The organism is Arthrobacter rhizophilus (assembly GCF_026241105.1).
Lineage (GTDB): Bacteria > Actinomycetota > Actinomycetes > Actinomycetales > Micrococcaceae > Arthrobacter.
Map to the genome: position 1 here is coordinate 44,708 of NZ_JAPFFT010000007.1, position 18,466 is coordinate 63,173.

16 protein-coding genes are annotated in these 18,466 nt (G+C 63.6%); 9 read left to right on the plus strand and 7 right to left on the minus strand.

The genetic code is table 11. The features are described from left to right. Positions 1 to 106: 106 nt before the first annotated feature. Complete coding sequence (locus OOZ51_RS07980; RefSeq protein ID WP_265978780.1) at positions 107 to 358, minus strand: hypothetical protein; 252 nt, start codon at positions 356 to 358, stop codon at positions 107 to 109. Here OOZ51_RS07980 and OOZ51_RS07985 point away from each other — a divergent pair. From OOZ51_RS07985 to OOZ51_RS08005, 5 genes are all read left to right on the plus strand, one after another. Further along, positions 324 to 1,010 carry a serine hydrolase gene (locus OOZ51_RS07985; protein WP_265978781.1) on the plus strand — a complete coding sequence of 229 codons (687 nt, stop codon included), beginning with the start codon at positions 324 to 326 and terminating at the stop codon, positions 1,008 to 1,010. The genes OOZ51_RS07980 and OOZ51_RS07985 overlap by 35 nt on opposite strands. A 705-nt stretch (positions 1,011 to 1,715) precedes the next feature. Continuing rightward, positions 1,716 to 1,862, plus strand: a complete 147-nt coding sequence (locus OOZ51_RS07990; RefSeq protein ID WP_265978783.1) for a hypothetical protein — start codon at positions 1,716 to 1,718, stop codon at positions 1,860 to 1,862. Between the two features lie 585 nt (positions 1,863 to 2,447). Next, a complete protein-coding gene (locus OOZ51_RS07995; RefSeq protein WP_265978784.1) occupies positions 2,448 to 3,662 on the plus strand; it encodes an allantoate amidohydrolase in 1,215 nt (404 codons plus the stop codon). Next, positions 3,659 to 5,011 (plus strand): formimidoylglutamate deiminase, encoded by a 1,353-nt coding sequence (locus OOZ51_RS08000; RefSeq protein ID WP_265978786.1) that lies wholly within the window; start codon positions 3,659 to 3,661, stop codon positions 5,009 to 5,011. The genes OOZ51_RS07995 and OOZ51_RS08000 overlap by 4 nt, the downstream gene beginning before the upstream one ends. A gap of 143 nt (positions 5,012 to 5,154) precedes the next feature. Continuing rightward, positions 5,155 to 5,904, plus strand: a complete 750-nt coding sequence (locus OOZ51_RS08005) for an HpcH/HpaI aldolase family protein (RefSeq protein ID WP_265978788.1) — start codon at positions 5,155 to 5,157, stop codon at positions 5,902 to 5,904. Between the two features lie 62 nt (positions 5,905 to 5,966). On the opposite strand, the gene OOZ51_RS08010 is transcribed toward OOZ51_RS08005, so the two are convergent. Together OOZ51_RS08010 and OOZ51_RS08015 are read right to left on the minus strand one after the other, a co-directional pair. Next, positions 5,967 to 6,440 (minus strand): sensor histidine kinase, encoded by a 474-nt coding sequence (locus tag OOZ51_RS08010; RefSeq protein ID WP_265978789.1) that lies wholly within the window; start codon positions 6,438 to 6,440, stop codon positions 5,967 to 5,969. Between the two features lie 156 nt (positions 6,441 to 6,596). Next, positions 6,597 to 7,433, minus strand: a complete 837-nt coding sequence (locus OOZ51_RS08015; protein ID WP_265978790.1) for an alpha/beta fold hydrolase — start codon at positions 7,431 to 7,433, stop codon at positions 6,597 to 6,599. 144 nt (positions 7,434 to 7,577) lie between these two features. On the opposite strand from OOZ51_RS08015, the gene OOZ51_RS08020 reads away from it, so the two are divergent. The 4 genes from OOZ51_RS08020 to OOZ51_RS08035 all read left to right on the plus strand — a co-directional run bounded on the left by OOZ51_RS08020 (position 7,578) and on the right by OOZ51_RS08035 (position 13,515). Next, a complete protein-coding gene (locus OOZ51_RS08020; RefSeq protein ID WP_265978791.1) occupies positions 7,578 to 8,618 on the plus strand; it encodes an LLM class flavin-dependent oxidoreductase in 1,041 nt (346 codons plus the stop codon). A gap of 190 nt (positions 8,619 to 8,808) precedes the next feature. Beyond that, on the plus strand, positions 8,809 to 10,542 hold the full coding sequence (locus OOZ51_RS08025) for an ABC transporter ATP-binding protein (protein WP_265978793.1): 1,734 nt from the start codon (positions 8,809 to 8,811) through the stop codon (positions 10,540 to 10,542). Further along, a complete protein-coding gene (locus OOZ51_RS08030) occupies positions 10,539 to 12,509 on the plus strand; it encodes an ABC transporter ATP-binding protein (RefSeq protein WP_323054710.1) in 1,971 nt (656 codons plus the stop codon). Before OOZ51_RS08025 ends, OOZ51_RS08030 begins: the two co-directional genes overlap by 4 nt. 172 nt (positions 12,510 to 12,681) lie before the next feature. Beyond that, entirely contained in the window at positions 12,682 to 13,515 is an 834-nt protein-coding gene (locus OOZ51_RS08035; RefSeq protein ID WP_265978794.1) for a DUF559 domain-containing protein, read from the plus strand. 197 nt (positions 13,516 to 13,712) lie between these two features. Here the strand turns inward: OOZ51_RS08035 and OOZ51_RS08040 are convergent, their stop codons facing one another. The 4 genes from OOZ51_RS08040 to OOZ51_RS08055 all read right to left on the minus strand — a co-directional run bounded on the left by OOZ51_RS08040 (position 13,713) and on the right by OOZ51_RS08055 (position 18,430). After that, positions 13,713 to 13,925 carry a hypothetical protein gene (locus OOZ51_RS08040; protein WP_184741564.1) on the minus strand — a complete coding sequence of 71 codons (213 nt, stop codon included), beginning with the start codon at positions 13,923 to 13,925 and terminating at the stop codon, positions 13,713 to 13,715. A 262-nt stretch (positions 13,926 to 14,187) separates the two neighbouring features. Then, entirely contained in the window at positions 14,188 to 15,072 is an 885-nt protein-coding gene (locus tag OOZ51_RS08045) for an N-acetylglucosamine kinase (protein WP_265978796.1), read from the minus strand. A gap of 101 nt (positions 15,073 to 15,173) precedes the next feature. After that, complete coding sequence (locus OOZ51_RS08050) at positions 15,174 to 16,271, minus strand: glycoside hydrolase family 130 protein (RefSeq protein WP_265978798.1); 1,098 nt, start codon at positions 16,269 to 16,271, stop codon at positions 15,174 to 15,176. A gap of 83 nt (positions 16,272 to 16,354) precedes the next feature. Beyond that, positions 16,355 to 18,430, minus strand: coding sequence for a hypothetical protein (locus OOZ51_RS08055; protein ID WP_265978799.1), 2,076 nt, complete (start codon positions 18,428 to 18,430; stop codon positions 16,355 to 16,357). Between the last annotated feature and the right edge of the window lie 36 nt (positions 18,431 to 18,466).

Below are 18,466 nucleotides of genomic sequence, written 5' to 3' on the forward strand. Positions count from 1 at the left end.
GTGGACGGAAGCGAAATCGGCGGAACTTTTGGAGTTCCCTCCGATATCGATGGGCCTTGCTGACAGTCTGCGCGGTTGTCTTGGCGCCGGCCCTTACGGCAACGATCTACTCCGCCGCACATGCGCGTTCATCCGCCGCCCGTGCCGTGTCGGCGATCGCCACTGCGACATCGTCCGCGACCGCGACGGCGGCGGCCCCGACGGCGGCGGCCCCCGTGCCGTCGTCGACCACTTCTGTCGCGCCCGAGACTCCGACTGCCTCCGCAGTGGCTCCTGCTCCCGCGGCGGTGGCGCCGGTTGTGCCCGCTGCACCGGCGCCAGGCGTGACTCCTGCTTTGGACGCGGAGATCAACGGCATCCTCGACGCCAACAACCAGTACCAGATCGGTGTCACACTGATCGACTTGTCCAATGGCTCAAGCCATCAGTACGGGGTCCAGGCGCCATTCGAGGCAGCAAGCACGGCCAAGGTCCTGGCTGCCGCAGCCTACTATCACCTTGTCGAGACAGGCGAAGTTTCGCTTGACGATCCCTTGGGGGACTACACATCCGGACTCCAGATCAAGGACATGATCCAAGAGAGCGACAACGATTCCTGGTCCTTGATCATGGACGCCGTGGGCTACTCGGAACTGCAGGCGTATGCCGCCTCAATCGGCGTCAGCTATGACCCCTTGAACAACACCCTGACTCCAAGCGAGATGGCGAGCATCCTGGCTGACCTCTACACCGGAAAGCTTTTGAACCAACAGGACACCGCGCAACTGCTGTCCTACATGCAGAACACGAACTACGAATTCCTCATCCCCGCCGCGGTACCGGCCGGTATCAGCGTTTTCCACAAGTACGGGCTGCTCGACGACGAACTCCACGACGCCAGCGTCCTCACCAAGGGCACCAGTTCCTATGTGTTCGTGGTCTACACCAAAGGTCAGAACGAGAGCGACATACCGGCCCGCACCGACGTCTTCCACCAACTCACCCAGGCTGTGGTTACTGGCCTGTTCTAGCGAGCCTTCGGCTTCAACAGCTCCAGCACAACGACGCCGGCCGTGGAGTCAGTCTGACTGCACGGCCGGCGTCGTTGTTTCCTTATGGGCGCTGAGCGCCTGTCGCATTGCTGGTTATTTGCCTCCTCTCCGCATAGGGTCGGGCCAATTTCCGATGAAACTCGTGTGGTCCTGCATGGTCTTCTCCTGACTGAGGCTTGTCCCTGCGCGGTGTGGCGCAGGTGGGTCGTGCCTGCCATGGGGCAGGTGCGGCCTGGTCAGTCGGGGGAAGACCCCGGATCGAACGCGGGTTCTGCAGCGGGGTTCTCACGGCCCTCAGGGAGCCGGCCGTCGTGGAAGGGCGGTGCCAACGCGCGCTGTTCCGGGAGATCTGCCGCCCCATGGGCGGATCCTCCCTGTGGTCCCGACGTCGATCCCGACTCGCGTGGGGACGCCGCCGCGGGAGCGGGCGTGTCCGCCGGAGGATCCACAGCCCCTGCCGATGAGTTCGTCATCGCCAATTCGGCAGGGAACATTGGAGCAGGCCTGTCCGGAATGAAGCGAAGGATATTTTTGTTGGCTGACGGTCCGGTCTGGACGGCTGGTGAAAGAGCGCTGGTACGGAGAATCGTGGTGGGGTCGGGTGGGGTCGGCGCGCTGGTCGGAGGCCCTGCGGGCACCGGGACCGGGAGGACGGCTGGAACGCTTGTTCCCGAAGGAGGCGGGATGCCGGGCACTGAAGGCAAAGCCGGCTTTGGCGGCAAAGCCGGCTTTGGCAGTGGCAGGAGTTCCCCGATCGCGCTGTCAACGGGGGGCGTCACGGCATCGATGATTCCAACAACGGCGGGTGGCGCGGCGTTGTTCGGTAACTGATTGACCAAAGTCTTGGGAATCCCCGCCAATTGGCTCGGACTTGGAATGGCGGAAGGGACGTCACCGACCAGCGACCGCAGGGGATCGGGAAGGGGACCGGGGACTATGGAAACCGACGGAACCGACGGCAGGAGGTCAGTAGCTTGCGACGGACCGGCAAGCCACACCAGCCACGCGGTTACGCCAAAAGTCGCGACAAGAACAGGGCGTAATAAGGAAATGCCACGGGGTCCCAGATACCCGTCCAAACACTCCACCTCCCCAGTGCGGTGTTTGCACGCTAGGTTACGCTCGTCCTCGGCGGTAGTCCATAGCTAAGCATGCTTAGTTTCCGAATTCAGGAAGCATCGTCAGGTAGTTTTCAAGCTTGATTATTTCTTTTCCACGCGTTCAGCGCCGCTTCGCACGATGGCGGAGCCGTGGCCGCGGTGTGCGGACGATTCCGGGATTTGAGACTCCTCGTCGGAACAAGCGGTTTCGGCGGAGTTCCGTTCTGTCTATTGTGAGGGTTCTTACGCCAAGTGTCTTGTCGTGGGATGGCATCTGGTTTTACTTGGTGGCAGTCTTCATTAATCGGAGGAACACGTGGAAACCGTCAATCAGCTCCTTGACTCAATCAAGGACGTGGGCCGCGATGCGGTGCGCGGAGGATACTCCAGGGCCGTCTACTCGACCCCCGAGCTCGACCTCAGGCAGTGGTTCATCGAACAAGCCCAGCAGCGCGGCCTCGACGTCGAGACCGACCTCAACGGCATCATCTGGGCTTGGTGGGGAAAGCCCCAGAACGGTGCGCTTGTCACCGGCAGCCACCTCGACTCCGTCCCCGGAGGAGGGGCCTTTGACGGGCCGCTCGGCGTCGCTTCCGCACTGGCCGCCGTCGATATCCTCAAGTCCCGCAGCCTTGGCTCAAATGCCGCAGCGCCGACGCGCTCCCTGGCCATCACGGTCTTCCCGGAAGAGGAAGGATCCCGCTTTGGCGTGGCGTGCCTGGGCTCGAGGATCCTGACCGGCGCGATCGACGTCGACAAGGCGCTGAACCTGCGCGACGTCGACGGCAACACTTTCGCCGACGTCGCGCGGGGCCACGGACTGGATCCCCGGTACGTCGGGCACGATCCGAAGGCGCTTGCGCGAATCGGCGACTTCGTCGAACTCCATGTCGAACAAGGCAAGGGGCTGGGCCAGAGCGGGCCGGCCATCGCCGTCGGAAGCTCAATCTTGGGCCACGGCCGCTGGAAACTGAGCGTCAGCGGCCAAGGCAACCACGCCGGGACAACCCTCATGGCCGACCGTGCCGATCCGATGGTCGCGGCCGCGCAGATCGTCGTTGCCGTCCGCGACACCGCGGCCAAACAGCCGGATGCGAGGGCCACCGTCGGGCGCTTGACGCCCGTTCCGGGTGGTACCAACGTGATTGCCTCCCGTGTGGACCTGTGGCTTGACGCCCGCCATCCCGACGACGCCGTCACGGCGCAACTGATCGAATCGATCTACGGCGCAGCCCGGGAAATCGCGGCGAGCGAAGGATGTACGGTAACCCTCACGGAGGAGTCCTACAGCGACACCGTGCACTTCGATCCGGGCCTGAGCCGACGCCTCGCCGATCTTCTGCCCGGGGCGCCGGTTCTGGCGACCGGCGCAGGGCACGACGCCGGTGTGCTGGCTGGACATGTCCCCTCGGCGATGCTCTTCGTCCGCAATCCCAGCGGAATCTCGCATTCCCCGGAAGAATACGTGGCTGACGAGGACGCCTCGGCCGGCGCCGTTGCGCTCGCCGACGTATTAGAGGGACTTCTGTGAACGGGTTCTGGTGCGAGGCGGCGCTGGTAAACGCGGACGCCTCGGCCGGGGTTTCGGAGGTTGCCACGGGCGTTCGGCTGGAAGTACGCGACGGCCGAATCACCGGAATCACCACCGGGGTCCAGCCCGAAGCCTCTGACCAGATCCTGAATGGCGTCGTCTTCCCGGCGGCGGCCAACGCCCACTCACATGCATTCCACCGGATCCTGCGCGGACGGACGCACGATGGGCGTGGTGACTTTTGGGTGTGGCGAGAGCAGATGTACCGGAGCGCCGCTGAACTCACGCCCGAGAAATACGAAAAGCTCGCCACAGCAGTCTTCACCGAAATGGTGGTGTCCGGCTTCAGCAGCGTGGCGGAGTTCCACTACGTCCACCACCAGCCCGAAGGGACGCCGTATCCGGAGCCGCACGCCATGGAACTGGCGTTGGCAAGGGCTGCCGTTGCGGCCGGGATCCGGCTCACTTTGCTGGACACCCTTTATCTCGCGGGAGGCATCGGAACGCCGCTCAGCCCGGAACAGGCGCGGTTCGGCGACGCCGACGCCCAGGCTTGGCTGGACCGGCTCGCCTCGCTGAGGGCCGAAATCGCGCGGACCTTTCCGCCGGACATGGTCAGCGTGGGGGCCGCCCTGCATTCCGTCCGCGGCGTGCCCGAGGAGGCTCTCAAGACGGTCGCCCGGCAGTTGCCCGCGGACATTCCGCTCCACATCCATCTGAGCGAACAACCGGCCGAGAACGAGGCCTGCCTGCAGGCCTATGGCGTCACCCCAACTGGACTCCTTGCCCGGCATGGCCTGTTGTCCACGCGGCTCTCCGCCGTCCACGCCACTCACCTGACACCGGAGGACATCAAGCTCCTCGGAGACGCTGGAGCCACAGTGGTGATGTGTCCAAGCACCGAAGCCGATCTCGCCGATGGAATCGGGCCGGCCCGCGCATTGTCCGACGCCGGAGCGACCATCGCGCTCGGCACGGACCAGCACGCCGTGATCGACCCCTGGGTCGAAATGCGCACCTTGGAGCTCGGAGAACGCCTTGGTTCCGGTCAGCGGGGCAGGTTTTCACCGCAGGAACTGCTTCGCGCTGCCACGGTCGGTGCGGCGGCATCCATGGGCACGCCCATAGCGTCGGCGCTGGAAGTAGGCGCAGTCTGCGACCTTATGGCTGTGGCCCCGGACTCGGTGCGAACTGCCGGTTCCATGCCGCAGCAGTTCGCGTTCAGCGCGACGGCGAGTGACGTCATCGGCGTCGTCATTGCCGGGGAACTGGTGGCTTCACACGGAGTCCACGTACGGCTCGGCACGCCGGGCAGGTTGCTCACGGAGGCGTTGAAGGAGTTTTCCTGAAGGACGGCGCCCACGATCCGTCCATCGGCCGCCAGGCAGAAGGGCGGTCTGCCCAAGGCTCCTCCTGCGCTCCTGCCGTAGATTTGCCTTGGTCGACCCCGACCCTTGAACTGCCCTCCCCCCGAATCTGACCAGGAGAATCCATGACGCCGATCCCTACGCACAGCCAACCGCAAACCCGCCTTGGCGCTTGGGTCACTTTTCTGGACGCGCATGGCATAGAGGCCCTGTCCGGCAGTGGATTCGACTGGATCGGCATCGACCTGCAACATGGCACCGCCACCCTGGACGGACTCCCCGGGTTGCTCCGCGCTTGCGAACTCAACCGAACGCCTGCTTTGGTGCGCACGTCCGGGCACAGCGCGGCGGAGATCGGCCGTGCCCTCGACGCCGGAGCGGCCGGCGTCGTGGTCCCCATGGTCGAGTCCGCGGCCCAAGCCGCGGCGATCGCCGCCGCCTGCACTTTTCCGCCGGAGGGTGTCCGCAGTTCCGGGGCTTCACGATCCGCTTTCGCTACTCCTTTGCTGCTGCAGCCCGAGGGGAAAGTGTTGTGCCTGGCCATGATTGAGAGCTCCGCGGGGCTGACCAATGCCGAGGCCATCGCCCAGGCCGACGGCATCGACGGGATCTTCGTGGGGCCCTACGATTTGGCCCTGTCCCTCGGCGCCAGCGGCGTCACGGATCCGAGGACCCTCGACGCGATCGTCCACGTTCTGGCGGTGGCCCGAAATCATGGGAAGCTGACCGGCGCGTTCAGTGGCTCAGTCGAGTTGAGCGGTGCGTTGCGCGACGCCGATCTGCTGGCTGTCGACTCGGACCTCGCCTTCCTGAGGTCCGGCGCCGAAGCCAAGCTGGCGGCCACCCGTGCGGCACTTTCGGCCGCGCGGGGCTAGCAGCGCTGAAACCGATGACGACGGCGGGTGCTGCCCGCCGCCGTCGGGCACTGGACCTAACGTCAGTCGAGCGGCAGCGTGACGGTAACGCAAGTACCGTTGCCTGGCTTGGAGGCGATGGAGACCTCGCCGCCCACTTCATTGACGGCGATGGACATGAGGCGGAGTCCGAATCCGTGGTTCCCGCTAGCGGCAGTGGCGTGGCTATCGAAGCCGGCGCCATTGTCCGTGACGGTCAGCCGGATCCCGTGATAGACGGCGGCAAGCCGGACGGTGATGTCGTGGGCGTGCGCGTACTTGAACGCGTTGCTGAGGACTTCCTTGGCTGCATGGTAGAGGAGGGACGCCGAGCCGGACGAGATTTCAATCCCATGGTGCGGCGTCTCCCAGTGGACCTCGGTCCCTTGGCGGCGGAGCGGTGCGGCCAAGCGGTCGATGCAGCCGGCGAGCCCCAAGGCGTGGAAGTCAACGGGTTGCTGATCGGTGATAACGCCGTTGATGGCGGTAACCTCGTCCAGAGCTGTTGATGTCTTCATGACCGGTCCTGCTCCCCTTGCAGCCTTGGTGCTTTCGCCGGCGAATGGGTTCCGCCTCTGCTTGGATTAAGAGTGGACCCTGGGCCTCAAGGTTCCCGCGATATTTGCTTAGTTTCGTCCTAATTTTTTGTCAGGAATCTTCAAGGTCCGCAGGCGCTACTTCGCGAGGAAGCCCAGCAAAGCCTGGTTGATCTCGGCGCCGTGCGTCCACAGGAAGCCGTGCGGGGCGCCGTCGATCTCGAGATACTCGGCGCTGGGGAGCGCTTCGGCGAACCTCCGGCCGGTGGCGTCGATGGGGAGGATGTTGTCCGCGGTGCCGTGCACAATCAAGGCGGGAACATCGATCTTGGGGATGTCGGCGCGGAAATCCGTGAGCCACGTGGGCTGCGCGGCCACTGAGGCGTAGGCGCCTGAATGGGCTGCAAGGTTCCAACTGGCAGTAACTGCTTCGTGGCTCAGGCGGTGCGTTCCGAGGAAATTGGGAGCGTTGTAGAAGTTGTTGAAGAATTCGGTGAAGAAAGCGTAGCGGTCGGCAATAACGGCTTCGGAAAGTCCGTCGAATACGGACTGCGGGACGCCTCCGGGGTTGTCCTCGGTCTGCAGGAGGAACGGTTCCAAGGATGCAAGGAAAACGGCCTTCGCCACTCGCGCCGAGCCGTAGGTGCTGATGTAGCGGGCCACTTCGCCGGTGCCCATCGAGAAACCCACCAGCACGGCGTCGTTCACGTCGATGGTGTTCAGTAGAGTGTTGAGGTCAGCGGCGAAGGTGTCGTAGTCATAGCCGACGGTCGGCTTGCTGGACTTGCCGAAGCCGCGGCGGTCGTAAGTGATGACGCGGTAACCGGCGTTGAGCAGTGCTGCGGTCTGCTTCTCCCAGGACGAACCATCCAAGGGGTAGCCGTGGATCAGGACCACTGCCTGGCCGGTCCCGTGGTCCTCGAAGTAAACCTCGATCTCGGTGCTGTTTTCATTTCCGACGGTGATGTAAGCCATGACTACGGTCCTTTCGTAGCGGATCTTGCCGAGCGTTTCCAGCCTACTGTCCGGTTACGACGGCGGCACCCCCTTGCCGCTTGGAACGCTCGCTCACAGGCGGCCCTTGGGAATGAATCCAAATACTTGAATGTTCAATGAATTATGGACTTTGGAATCTTCACTTTCGGAGAGCTATCCCGCGACATCAGGACCGGCGTCTCCCCGTCACCGCAGCAGCGGCTCAAAGACATCATTGAGCTGGCGAAGCTCGCCGAGCAGGCAGGGCTTTCGTCCCTGAGCTTGGGAGAGCACCATCGGCACGATTTCGCACTCTCGGCCCCGGAAATCGTGCTCGCGGCCATCGCTCGAGAAACCACCAACCTTCGGCTGGGCACCGCCGTCACGGTTTTATCCACCCAGGACCCTGTCCGGCTCTTTGAGCAGTTCTCCACGCTGGATCTCATTTCGGGCGGGCGGGCAGAGATTATCGCTGGCCGTGGCGCCTTTGTGGAGTCGTACTCCTTGTTTGGCCACAGATTAGAGGACTATGACGAGCTGTTCGAAGAGAAGCTGAAGATGCTGCTCGCGTTGCGTGACAACGGCAACCTTCACTGGGAGGGAAACCTGACCCAAACCGTCTCCGGGATGGACATAGCGCCCCGTCCGGTCCAGGAAAAGTTGCCCATCTGGGTGGGCGTGGGCGGTACTCCGCAGAGTTTCGTCCGGGCGGGGCGATTGGGTCTGCCGTTGTTCATTGCTCTGTTGTCCGGACCGGCACGATTCAGGCGGCTCGTGGAGCTGTACCGGGAGGCCGCTGAAAACGCAGGACACGACGCTGCCGCCCTGCCAGTCGGTGCTGGTGGCCATTTCTACGTGGCGCCGACGTCGCAGCAAGCCCGGGACACCTTCTACCCTTACTATCGCGCCTACTTTGAGCAGAACATGCCCCGGCCAGTTGACCATTTCCCGCGGAGCACCTTCGACGAATGGACCGAACCGGGTGGGGGCCTGCTAGTTGGAAGCCCACAACAGGTCGTCGAAAAGCTATTGGAAATCCATAGCGTCCTCGGTAACACGCGGTATCTGGCTCAGGTCGGTCTCGGCGGCTTGCCCTTCGCTGAGACGGCGCGGTCCATTGAGCTTCTGGCTACCGAAATCATCCCTGCAGTGAACCGCGAGATCGGCGTCGCTTTTGCGCGGTAAACCCGACCATGTGCAGGAGGGTTGGGGAAAAGAGCCCGATAGGTGAGCGAGGGTTGGGGAAATGGCCCTTGTTTCTGCAGGACGGTCGCGCACGGTCGCCCAGCCACGCTTCGCCCTGAGGGAAAGCCCTAGTTGCCCCCAGCAACCAGTCGTAGACTGGCCTTCGAATCACTACGTGAGTTGGAGACCGATGCTCTGGAAACTTCTCATTCAGTACCTGCGGCCACATCGGCGGCTGCTGATCGCCGTCGTCATTTTCCAGTTGGCGCAGTCAATAGCGTCGCTGTACCTGCCCACGCTGAATGCGGACATTATTGACGAAGGCGTGGCCAAGGGGGATACCGGGTACATCCTTGGAACCGGCAGTCTCATGCTGCTCATCACCCTCGTGCAAATCGCCTGTTCGGTGACTGCCGTGTACTTCGGCGCGAAAGCGGCCATGGGATTGGGGCGGGACCTGCGTGGCGCCATTTTCACCAGAGTGGGGGAGTTCTCCGAGCAGGAGGTCACCCGCTTCGGAGCACCGTCCCTGATCACGCGCTCCACCAACGACGTGCAGCAGGTCCAACAGCTCGTCCTGATGACCTGCACCCTCATGGTGGCGGCCCCCATACTCAGCATCGGCGGCGTGATCATGGCCGTCCGGCAGGATGCCCAGTTGTCTTGGTTGATCGCTGTGAGTGTCCCGGTGTTGCTTGTTGCCGTCGGCCTCATTGTGACCCGGATGGTTCCCCTGTTCCGCAAGATGCAGGTCCGGATCGACACCGTGAACAGGGTGCTCCGCGAACAACTGGCCGGCATCCGTGTGGTGCGTGCGTTCGTGCGTGAGGACATGGAGACGGAACGCTTCGCCTCAGCCAACCAGGACGTCACCGAGATGGCATTGCGGGCCGGTCGGTTGATGGCCCTCATGTTCCCGGTAGTGATGCTGGTGCTCAACGTCTCCAGCGTGGCCGTGATCTGGTTCGGATCCTTCCGGATCAACGACGGGTCCATGCAGGTAGGTACGTTGATCGCTTTCCTGAGCTACCTCATGCAAATCCTGATGTCCGTCATGATGGCCACATTCATGGCCGTGATGATCCCGCGTGCGGCCGTTTCGGCTGACCGCATCGGACAGGTGCTGGAGACCGAATCGAGCGTGCGGCCTCCCAAGAATCCGGTCACGGAGACCGCCGGGCGCGGTGAGTTGGAGTTGCTCGACGTCGGATTCGCCTACCCGGGTGCCGAGCAGCCGGTCCTCAACGGGATCAGCTTCCAGGCCCGTGCGGGCCAGACGACGGCGATCATCGGCAGCACCGGCGCCGGCAAGACCACCCTGGTTAACTTGTTCCCCAGGCTCTTCGACGCGAGCAGCGGCTCGGTGAGGATCGACGGCGTCGACGTCCGCGAGCTTCACCCGGACCTCCTGTGGGGGCACATCGGGCTGGTTCCGCAAAAGCCCTACCTATTCTCAGGCACGGTCCGCAGCAACCTGCTCTACGGCAAGCCCGACGCCACAGAGGAAGAACTTTGGCGGGCCCTCTCCATCGCCCAGGCGCAGGATTTCGTGGAGGAAATGGAAGGCGGGCTGGATGCTCCGATCTCGCAAGGCGGCACCAACGTTTCCGGTGGCCAGCGCCAGCGCCTCGCCATCGCCCGGGCCCTCGTGAAACAGCCCGAGCTTTACATCTTCGACGACTCCTTCTCCTCCCTGGACACCGCCACCGATGCCAGGCTGCGGCAAGCCCTCAAACGCCACACGTCCGGCGCCACCATGGTCATCATCGCGCAGCGGGTGTCCAGCATCGCCGACGCCGAGCAGATTCTAGTGCTCGACGACGGGCGGCTGGTGGGGCGTGGAACCCACGAAGAGTTGCTGGAGACGTCTGAAACGTACCGCGAGATAGTTTCCTCGCAACTGGCAGCGGAGGAGGCGGCATGAGCAGCGCACCCAGCACCACCAGCCGCCCGCCCCGCCCTCCGATGGGGCCCGGCCGTGGCGGACCCTTCGCCGGCATGAACGTCCCGGCCGAAAAGGCCATGAACTTCCTGCCATCTGCCAAGCGGCTCCTCGGCACCCTTCGGCCAGAGCGCATGTGGCTGACCCTGGTTCTTGTCCTGGCTGTCGCGAGCGTGACCCTGTCCGTGATCGGCCCCCGGCTTCTGGGCCAAGGCACCAACCTGATCTTCGCCGGCGTCGTATCCAAGCAACTTCCTGCAGGGATCAGCAAGGCGCAGCTCATTGACGGCTTGCGCGCTTCCGGCCAGAACTCCAAAGCGGACATGCTCAGGGGCATGGACCTGACCCCCGGCGTCGGGATCGACTTCGGGGCGTTGTCCTCGATCCTGCTGTGGGTGCTGGTCCTCTATGTCCTGGCCTCAGCGTTCGGCTGGATCCAGGCGTACGTGCTCAACGGCGTCGTGCAGCGCACGGTGTACCGGCTGCGCGAGCAGATCGAAGCGAAAATCAACCGCCTTCCGTTGCGCTACTTCGACTCCGTGCAGCGCGGTGAACTCCTCAGCCGTGTGACCAACGACGTCGACAACATCTCGCAAAGCCTCCAGCAGTCCATCAGCCAGGCGGTAACCTCGCTGCTCACCGTGGCGGGAGTCATCTTCATGATGTTCCTGCTGTCGCCGATTCTGGCGTTCATCACCCTGGTCACCGTGCCCCTGACGCTCGTGACCACCATGCTGATCGCCAAGCGCTCACAGAAGCTGTTCGTCGCTCAGTGGAAGAACACCGGCGAGCTGAACGGGCAGATCGAAGAGACCTACACCGGCCATGCCCTCGTGAAGGTGTTCGGCAGGCAGCGGGAGGTGGAACAGCGCTTCAGCGAGAAGAACGCGGAGTTGTTCTCGGCCAGTTTCGGAGCGCAGTTCATCAGCGGCCTGATCATGCCGGCACTGACATTCATCGGCAACCTGGTCTATGTCGGGATCGCCGTGGTGGGTGGCCTGCAGGTGGCCTCCGGCGCCATGCAGCTGGGCGATGTCCAGGCCTTCATCCAGTACTCGCGCCAGTTCACCCAGCCGCTCGCGCAGCTTGGTTCAATGGCCAATCTCCTTCAGTCTGGCGTGGCATCCGCCGAACGCGTCTTCGGGCTGCTCGACACCGAAGAGCAGAGCCCGGACCCTGAGCCCTCGGCCGTTCCGCAGGTGACGCGTGGGCGCTTGGTGTTCGAGAACATCTCTTTCTCCTACTCGGCGGACAAGCCGCTGATCCAGGACTTGAGCCTGGTGGCAGAGCCCGGGCAATCCGTGGCGATCGTCGGGCCCACCGGGGCGGGCAAAACCACCCTTGTGAACCTGATGATGCGCTTCTACGAGCTCGACGCGGGGCGGATAACGCTCGACGGCGTGGACGTCGCCTCGATGTCGCGGTACGAGCTGCGCTCGCGGATGGGTATGGTGCTGCAGGACACATGGCTGTTCGGCGGCACCATCCGGGACAACATCGCTTACGGCCGGCCGGATGCCACCGAAGCCGAGATTCTGGAGGCCGCGCAGGCGACATACGTGGACCGCTTCGTGCACTCGCTCCCGGAAGGGTATGACACAGTGCTCGACGACGAAGGAAGCAACGTTTCTGCAGGTGAGAAGCAGTTGCTCACCATTGCCCGGGCGTTCTTGGCGCGTCCTTCAGTCTTGATCCTGGACGAGGCCACGAGCTCTGTGGATACCCGGACCGAGGTCCTGGTGCAGAAAGCCATGAGTGCCCTGCGTTCGGACCGCACGAGCTTTGTAATCGCGCACCGCCTCTCCACGATCCGCGACGCCGACCTCATCCTGGTGATGGAGGCTGGGCGGATCGTGGAGCAAGGAACACATGCGGAACTGTTGGCTGCTGGCGGCGCGTACTCGCGGCTGTACGAGGCCCAGTTCGCGGCGCCGGTGGCGGAGGTTTAGCGGGTCTGTCACACCGAGCAACTTTTTGGCGTCTTGGGTTAGGGAGAAGCCCGGAAATCCGGGGTCTTGGTGCTAACCGGCCGCTAAAAATGTGACAGGCGTGACGCTTGGTTGTCCACATGGGAGATGCCGGGGGTGACGCAGACACGCCGCGGCCCGGCACGATGGCCATGTGGATGTTGAAAAGGCGCTTAACCTCTGCGGGGGTGTGGCGCGAAGGCCGGTGCTGGCGCGTCTTGGCATCACCGACGGCCAGCTGAGGAGGGCGGTTCGCAGCGGTGTGGAACAACCGGCGCGGGGCGTCTACGCGCTCGCTTCGGCATCCGTCGCCGATGTGGCCCTGGTTCGGAACCACCAAATACGGACCTGCGCCAGTGCGGCCCAGTTCTACGGGTTGTGGGTCATTGACCGGTCCGGCCCGCTGCACGTGCACCACAGGCGCAACCGAGGGGCCCGCGACGTCCTACATCACGGTGGTTTGCTGCTCCCCGCGCATCCGCACAGACCAGTGGCTTCCCTGGCAGATGTCCTGATCCACGCATTGCGCTGCCTGCCCTGGCATGAATCCTTGGTCATGGTGGAGTGTGCAGTGGCCCGGGGTGACATGACAGTGGGTTTCCTGCGGGAGCGGCTGCCGGGAAAGCGCAACGGCAAGGCGCGCCAGGTTCTTCGTTGGGTGGATCGCGGGGCTGAATCGATGTTGGAGACGCTGGCCCGGACCTACTTCCGGAGGGCCGGAATACACGTCCAGCCACAGTTCTATCTCGACGGCGTGGGCTACATGGATCTGTTGCTGGACGGTTGGCTGTTGGTGGAACTCGACGGCCGCCACCATGCGGATTGGCGGCAGGTAAAGAAAGACCATCGCCGAAACAACTCGTCCGTGGTTCAGGGCTATACGGTGCTCCGTTACTACTACTCGGACGTGGTCTATGAAGCAGAAACCATGGTCGCGGAGGTTCTTGCGGTGCTTGGGCGCGGGAAAATTGCCCGTCCGGCAGCGTAGCTGTGTCACGCCAGGCAACTTTTTGGCGCCTTGGGTCAGGGAGAAGCCCAGAAATCCAGGAGCTTGGATGCCAGCCGCGGCCAAAAACCTGCCTCGTGTGACACTCGCCGTTACAGGGAGGGGTGAAGAGGCGGACACGAACGACGGCGGGAGGTGCCCCCCGCCGTCGTCGTTTCATTGCGTCCGAAAAGGTGTTGTTACAGGGAGTGTGCGTCGAATGCCGTGGCTTTCGCTGCGCTGCCGTTCAGGCTGACCGTGAAGGTGTTCGGCCCGCTGCACGTAACCGCGATGCTTGCCTTGGAAGTGTTGTGGCGCACGGAGAAATCGTGTACCAGGGCGTCCAGTGTGTGGTGGGTGGTCGAACGGTCCCAAATTTTGAGGGTTACGGAGTCGGCAGTTTCAAACGTCATTGTTCAGTGCTTCCATTCATGAATCCGGATATTCGGCTATCGCGCCAGTGCGAAGCCACGGTATGACCTATCCATGAACGCCTGAGACTCCAGGCGGGCTCTACAAGCTCACCGGTTTGGCCTCATTGCGTCCACCAGGATGGGCAAAAACTTGGCCGGGACATTGTGTCCTGGCCCTGCCTTTCCATAGTGCACAGTGAGGCGTAGATGGCTCAAGCCAAGAAGGCGTTTGTTGCTAGTGAGTCTCATCACAGCCGGAGCGTTAGTTCGACGCGAGCCACAAAGTGCCGAAGACCGGATCCTGGGTGAGGACCTGCAAAGTGTGGAAGCCCCGAGCGGCCAACGCAATCCGCATGGCCGCCTGCAAAGTGGGCTGGTTCATGCCGAGGCCACCACCGAGGACGATCGGCCCCTCGATGTTCAGTTGCTCAGCGCATTTCGCCGCCAACGTGGCAAGATCGGCCCCTGCCTGGAGGATCATGTCCAACGACGCCGTATGTCCCGAGGCCGCGCACTCAAAGACCAAGGGCGACTTGGCAGCCCAAAACTCGCGCCCGGCGTCGCCATGGAAAAGGGCGATCAAACCCTCGGGGCCGGTGAGGCCGCAAGACTTCAGGAGCGCTTGCGTCAGTTCGTCGGGGCGTAGCCCGTGGTTCATGCGCTCAAGGCTGTACCTCACTGCTTCACGGCCGAACCAGTATCCGCTGCCTTCGGCGCCAAGCAAGTAGCCCCAGCCCCCCGCACGCGCCTGGTCCTTACCGTTAGTGCCCCAGGCCGCGGACCCAGTGCCCGCGATCACCGCAATTCCGGTGCTGTATCCAGCAGCAGCCAGCAGAAGGCGCGTGTCATGGACAACGGAGACGACGGCGGAGGGAGCCAACGGTTGAATCAGTACCGTCAGCGCTTGTGCATCGTCAGCGGTGTCAATCCCTCCGGAGCCAACCACGACGCGCGCAACGGTCTCACCGCCGAGTTCGGCAAAGACGCCCTCCAGGTTGCTGCGGGCTTGGGCTCGGCTCACGTTCTGCACATTGGCGCTGCCACCGGAAACATCGGCAACAGCGGTTCCATCGATCCATTTGATCCCGCGCGTCTTTGAACCACCGATGTCCAAACCTACGACCGCACCGTCGACTGGGGTCTTCACTGATATTCCTTACTTCGTGAGAATGCTTGGCGCCGCATGAAGATGCTCGGCGCAGGGGGCCTGCGCCGAGCATCAAAAGCGCTGGTTGGTCGCAGCGGTTGCTAGCTTTGGTCTGCGCGGTAGAAGTACATTTCGCGGGATCCGGAGGGGGCATCCCAGCCTTGTGCGAACATCCAGGTTCCGCCGAATCTAAGCAGGCCTCCCCATGCCAGCGACCCTCCCCTGTGCACCGCTTTCTGGGTGAAGGGGTGGTTCACGTCATACAGCGCTTGCGCTGCGGAGAACTGGCCGTCTGCGTCGCCGTAGAAGAAGTCGAGGACCAGCTTGCCGCCAGCACCAGCACCAGCGCCAGCGCCGTCGCCCTCGCCGCCGTCGTCGACAATGGCGCACGCCACTTCGTGCAGTGAGCCACCCAGCGGCCCGAGGTCCAGATACTCTTGCGGCTCAAACGTCCAGTTCACCATGTCGGCGGACCGTCCCACATGGGTGGTTCCGCCGCAGCCCTCGGACAGATACATCAGGTAGTGGCCGCCAATCTTGACGGCTTCGCCGCGGGCGTTCCGGGGGATGACGGCTCCCTTGGCCCAAAATTTCGAAACCTGGTGGGGGACTGCCAAACCGAGCTTTTCCCAGTGGATGAGGTCGTCGGACGCTGCAACATTGATGTCGCAGCCAACGTCGCCGAGGGGATAGACATCCGGATCCTGGCCGGATTGATCCTCGCTGCGATCAATTGTCCAGATCCCGTTGTAGAACATGTAGTACCGGCCGTTGGCCTGGTACACCTTGGGATCTTCGCAGCCGAGGATCTCATTGTCCTGTGTGGGGTAGATCGCCGGATTGGAGGGGCTGTCCTGCCAGCCCGTTGCGGGATCGTAGACGGCAACACCGATGCGGCTCGAGACCGACTCCTTACGCGGAGATGCGCGGTAGAACAGGTAGAGCTTGCCGTCGCGCTCCATGACAGAGGGATTGAAGATCGAATCCGCGGTCCAGCCGATGCCGGTAGGATCCGACCAGTCCTCGACTTGCCGGAAGGTCAGGGAATCGTCCTTGCGGAACGGGCCCACAGCCCATTCGGGGTGTTCGGGGTACTCGGCGGAGAACTGGTCGGTGGAAATGGTGTCCGTCAGCGGATTGCCGAACGTGAGTGCTCCCTCGTAGCTGTGGAGCAGGGCTTCTGTGGTGATCTTCTGCATGGTTCTTCCTGTGGTGGCGGTGGGTGGGCCCACGCCGGCGAGGGCCCCGGCCTGAGCTTGCGAAGGCTGGGAGCCGGTGGGGACTAGTTGCGGACCAAGGTCACCCAGGTGAACCCACCCGGCGCTACAGCGACGCGGCCGGAATGATCTGCCCCGTTCTGGTCGGAACTTGGCTTGACGGGCTGGCCGGAAGCATCAAAAGCCTGCTGGCTCAGATGGAAGCCTTGGGGCATGTCCACTTTTCGTTCGATGCTTCCCGGGGCCGCGCTAATGTACAGGGTTGATTGGCCACCGGAGCCTGAGACGGAGACCGAGGAAATCTGCGGCTGCAGCAGCACTCCATCGATCGCAGCATCGCTTCCGGCCTTGGCGGCCACGCTGTCCTGTCCCGCTGGCATGGCCCGGTCAAGGGAGAACGGGAAGAGCTTGCCCGGAGCTGCCGTGATGCCTTGCTCGCCTGCCCCGCCGTTTGGCGTGGTGCCGAGGAAAGTGCTCCCGGAATTCCACGACGTGGTTCCGGCGGCTTCGGGGCGCTGGTTCACGATCGGATATACGTTCCGTGCCTGGTCCGAGGCCGGGACCGGGATCTTCAGGGTGCCGCCCGCGTTGAGCGCGACATATGCGCCGCCGGACCAGTTTGCCTCACCGGTCCATGCGGAAGCGGGTTTGACCACCGCGCCGCCCGTGATGGTTCCGGCTTCGGCCTCGGCCACCTTGAGCCCGTCCGTCCCCACGGTACTGCTGATCCCCAGGGCCTTGGCCTTGAGCTCCGGATTGGCGTCCAAAGTGAGCATCGACAGGAGGGTGTGGATGGTGGATTCCGCCCCGGAGTTGGGGTTGACGCGGCCGTCGGTTTCGATGCCGTCGATCGCGGTCCCGGTCGCCGGGTTGTAGGCGGGCTTTCCGCTGCGGTTTGCGCCGAAGTACCAGCCGGCAGCCACTGCGGCCACGTCGAGCAGGCCGGGAGCGTTGGCAGCCTTGGCGGTCGCCACGAGTCCTTCAACCCGCGAGTCCACGCCGTAGGCTATCTGTGCCTCACCCGGGGTGGGGCTCCACGCATTGTCCGGTCCGCCCGCAGCGAGGAGTTGCGGAGTGAATTGGGCGGAGTCCTTCACTGCCGCGGTCAGCAGGTCAGGGCGATGCAGCAACGGAGAAGCGTTGGCGACTGCGGCCGCGGTCATGCCACCCCAAGCGTGCCACAGGGTTCGGGACTGGTTCCATGGGAGAATCGCGCCGAAGGGCCATTGTTGAACGGACCCTGAGGACATCGCGGCGATACCCTCGGTGAGTTGGCTCAGCGCGGTAGAAGCAGCGCCGTCGTCGGGCGCGGCTTTTGAGTATGCGGAGAGTCCGAGCACGGCTTCCGCCGAGGCATCCGCCCCTCCGGTGATCAGCCACGCAGGAACCTTGGCGCCATCAGCGATGTCGTATTTTCCGTACTTCGCAAGGGACTGCTTGTTCAGGGACCCGACGGCGAGGTCCAGCCGGGTCTGCAGGAAGGCGGCAAATTGGGGGTCGGCCGACTTGAACGCGGCATACCCTTCCCCTAGTGCCCACACGGTCCGGGCCAGCCAGTACGACTCGGCTGAATCGCTGGGGTCGGGCTTTTCCACGGGCTTGGCACTCGGTGTCAGCGTGCCATCAGACTGCTGCCACAGGACAACGTTTCCGGCGTTGGGGCCGGTAGTTGTTTGCAAGTACATCAGCTCACGCAGCACGTCGAAAGCGCGGGTGCGGCTCGAGGCGTCACCGGTCTGCTGCCAGTGGCGCAAGTAGACGACGGCGGTGCGTGCAATGTCGTCCGCGTTGAAGGCCCCCTGGCTCCAGTAACCCGTGGTTGCGTCCTTGGACCCTCCTCCTACCCGGGTATAGCTGCCGTCGGCGTTCTTGCCGGCATACGTCCACGGCGCTTGTGCCGTGGGATGTTCACCGATCTGGTACGTCGTGTGGCCATCCGCGGCGCGGAGCGGAACAGTGTCCAGCAGGAAATTCAGGTGAGACAGATTGGTCAACGGCGCCTGTGTCGCCGGTGCCTGCGTCGCGGCCGGGGCAGGCTGCGTCGCCGAGGCCAACCCTGCCCCGGTCAGGAGCATCGACAGTGTTGCAACGACCGCGACCGGGGCGGATTTCAGTCGTGCATGAACAGTAAAACGGGTCATGTCTAACTCCTATGGCTATGGAAGAGGGGGCTGGAC

Bases quoted from the DNA above. Each gene is read 5' to 3' on its own strand.
- OOZ51_RS07980 (WP_265978780.1), bottom strand. From the start codon at position 358: ATGCCGTTGATCTCCGCGTCCAAAGCAGGAGTCACGCCTGGCGCCGGT.
- OOZ51_RS07990 (WP_265978783.1), top strand. From the start codon at position 1,716: ATGCCGGGCACTGAAGGCAAAGCCGGCTTTGGCGGCAAAGCCGGCTTT.
- OOZ51_RS08005 (WP_265978788.1), top strand. From the start codon at position 5,155: ATGACGCCGATCCCTACGCACAGCCAACCGCAAACCCGCCTTGGCGCT.
- OOZ51_RS08010 (WP_265978789.1), bottom strand. From the start codon at position 6,440: ATGAAGACATCAACAGCTCTGGACGAGGTTACCGCCATCAACGGCGTT.
- OOZ51_RS08015 (WP_265978790.1), bottom strand. From the start codon at position 7,433: ATGGCTTACATCACCGTCGGAAATGAAAACAGCACCGAGATCGAGGTT.
- OOZ51_RS08020 (WP_265978791.1), top strand. From the start codon at position 7,578: ATGGACTTTGGAATCTTCACTTTCGGAGAGCTATCCCGCGACATCAGG.
- OOZ51_RS08025 (WP_265978793.1), top strand. From the start codon at position 8,809: ATGCTCTGGAAACTTCTCATTCAGTACCTGCGGCCACATCGGCGGCTG.
- OOZ51_RS08030 (WP_323054710.1), top strand. From the start codon at position 10,539: ATGAGCAGCGCACCCAGCACCACCAGCCGCCCGCCCCGCCCTCCGATG.
- OOZ51_RS08040 (WP_184741564.1), bottom strand. From the start codon at position 13,925: ATGACGTTTGAAACTGCCGACTCCGTAACCCTCAAAATTTGGGACCGT.
- OOZ51_RS08050 (WP_265978798.1), bottom strand. From the start codon at position 16,271: ATGCAGAAGATCACCACAGAAGCCCTGCTCCACAGCTACGAGGGAGCA.
- OOZ51_RS08055 (WP_265978799.1), bottom strand. From the start codon at position 18,430: ATGACCCGTTTTACTGTTCATGCACGACTGAAATCCGCCCCGGTCGCG.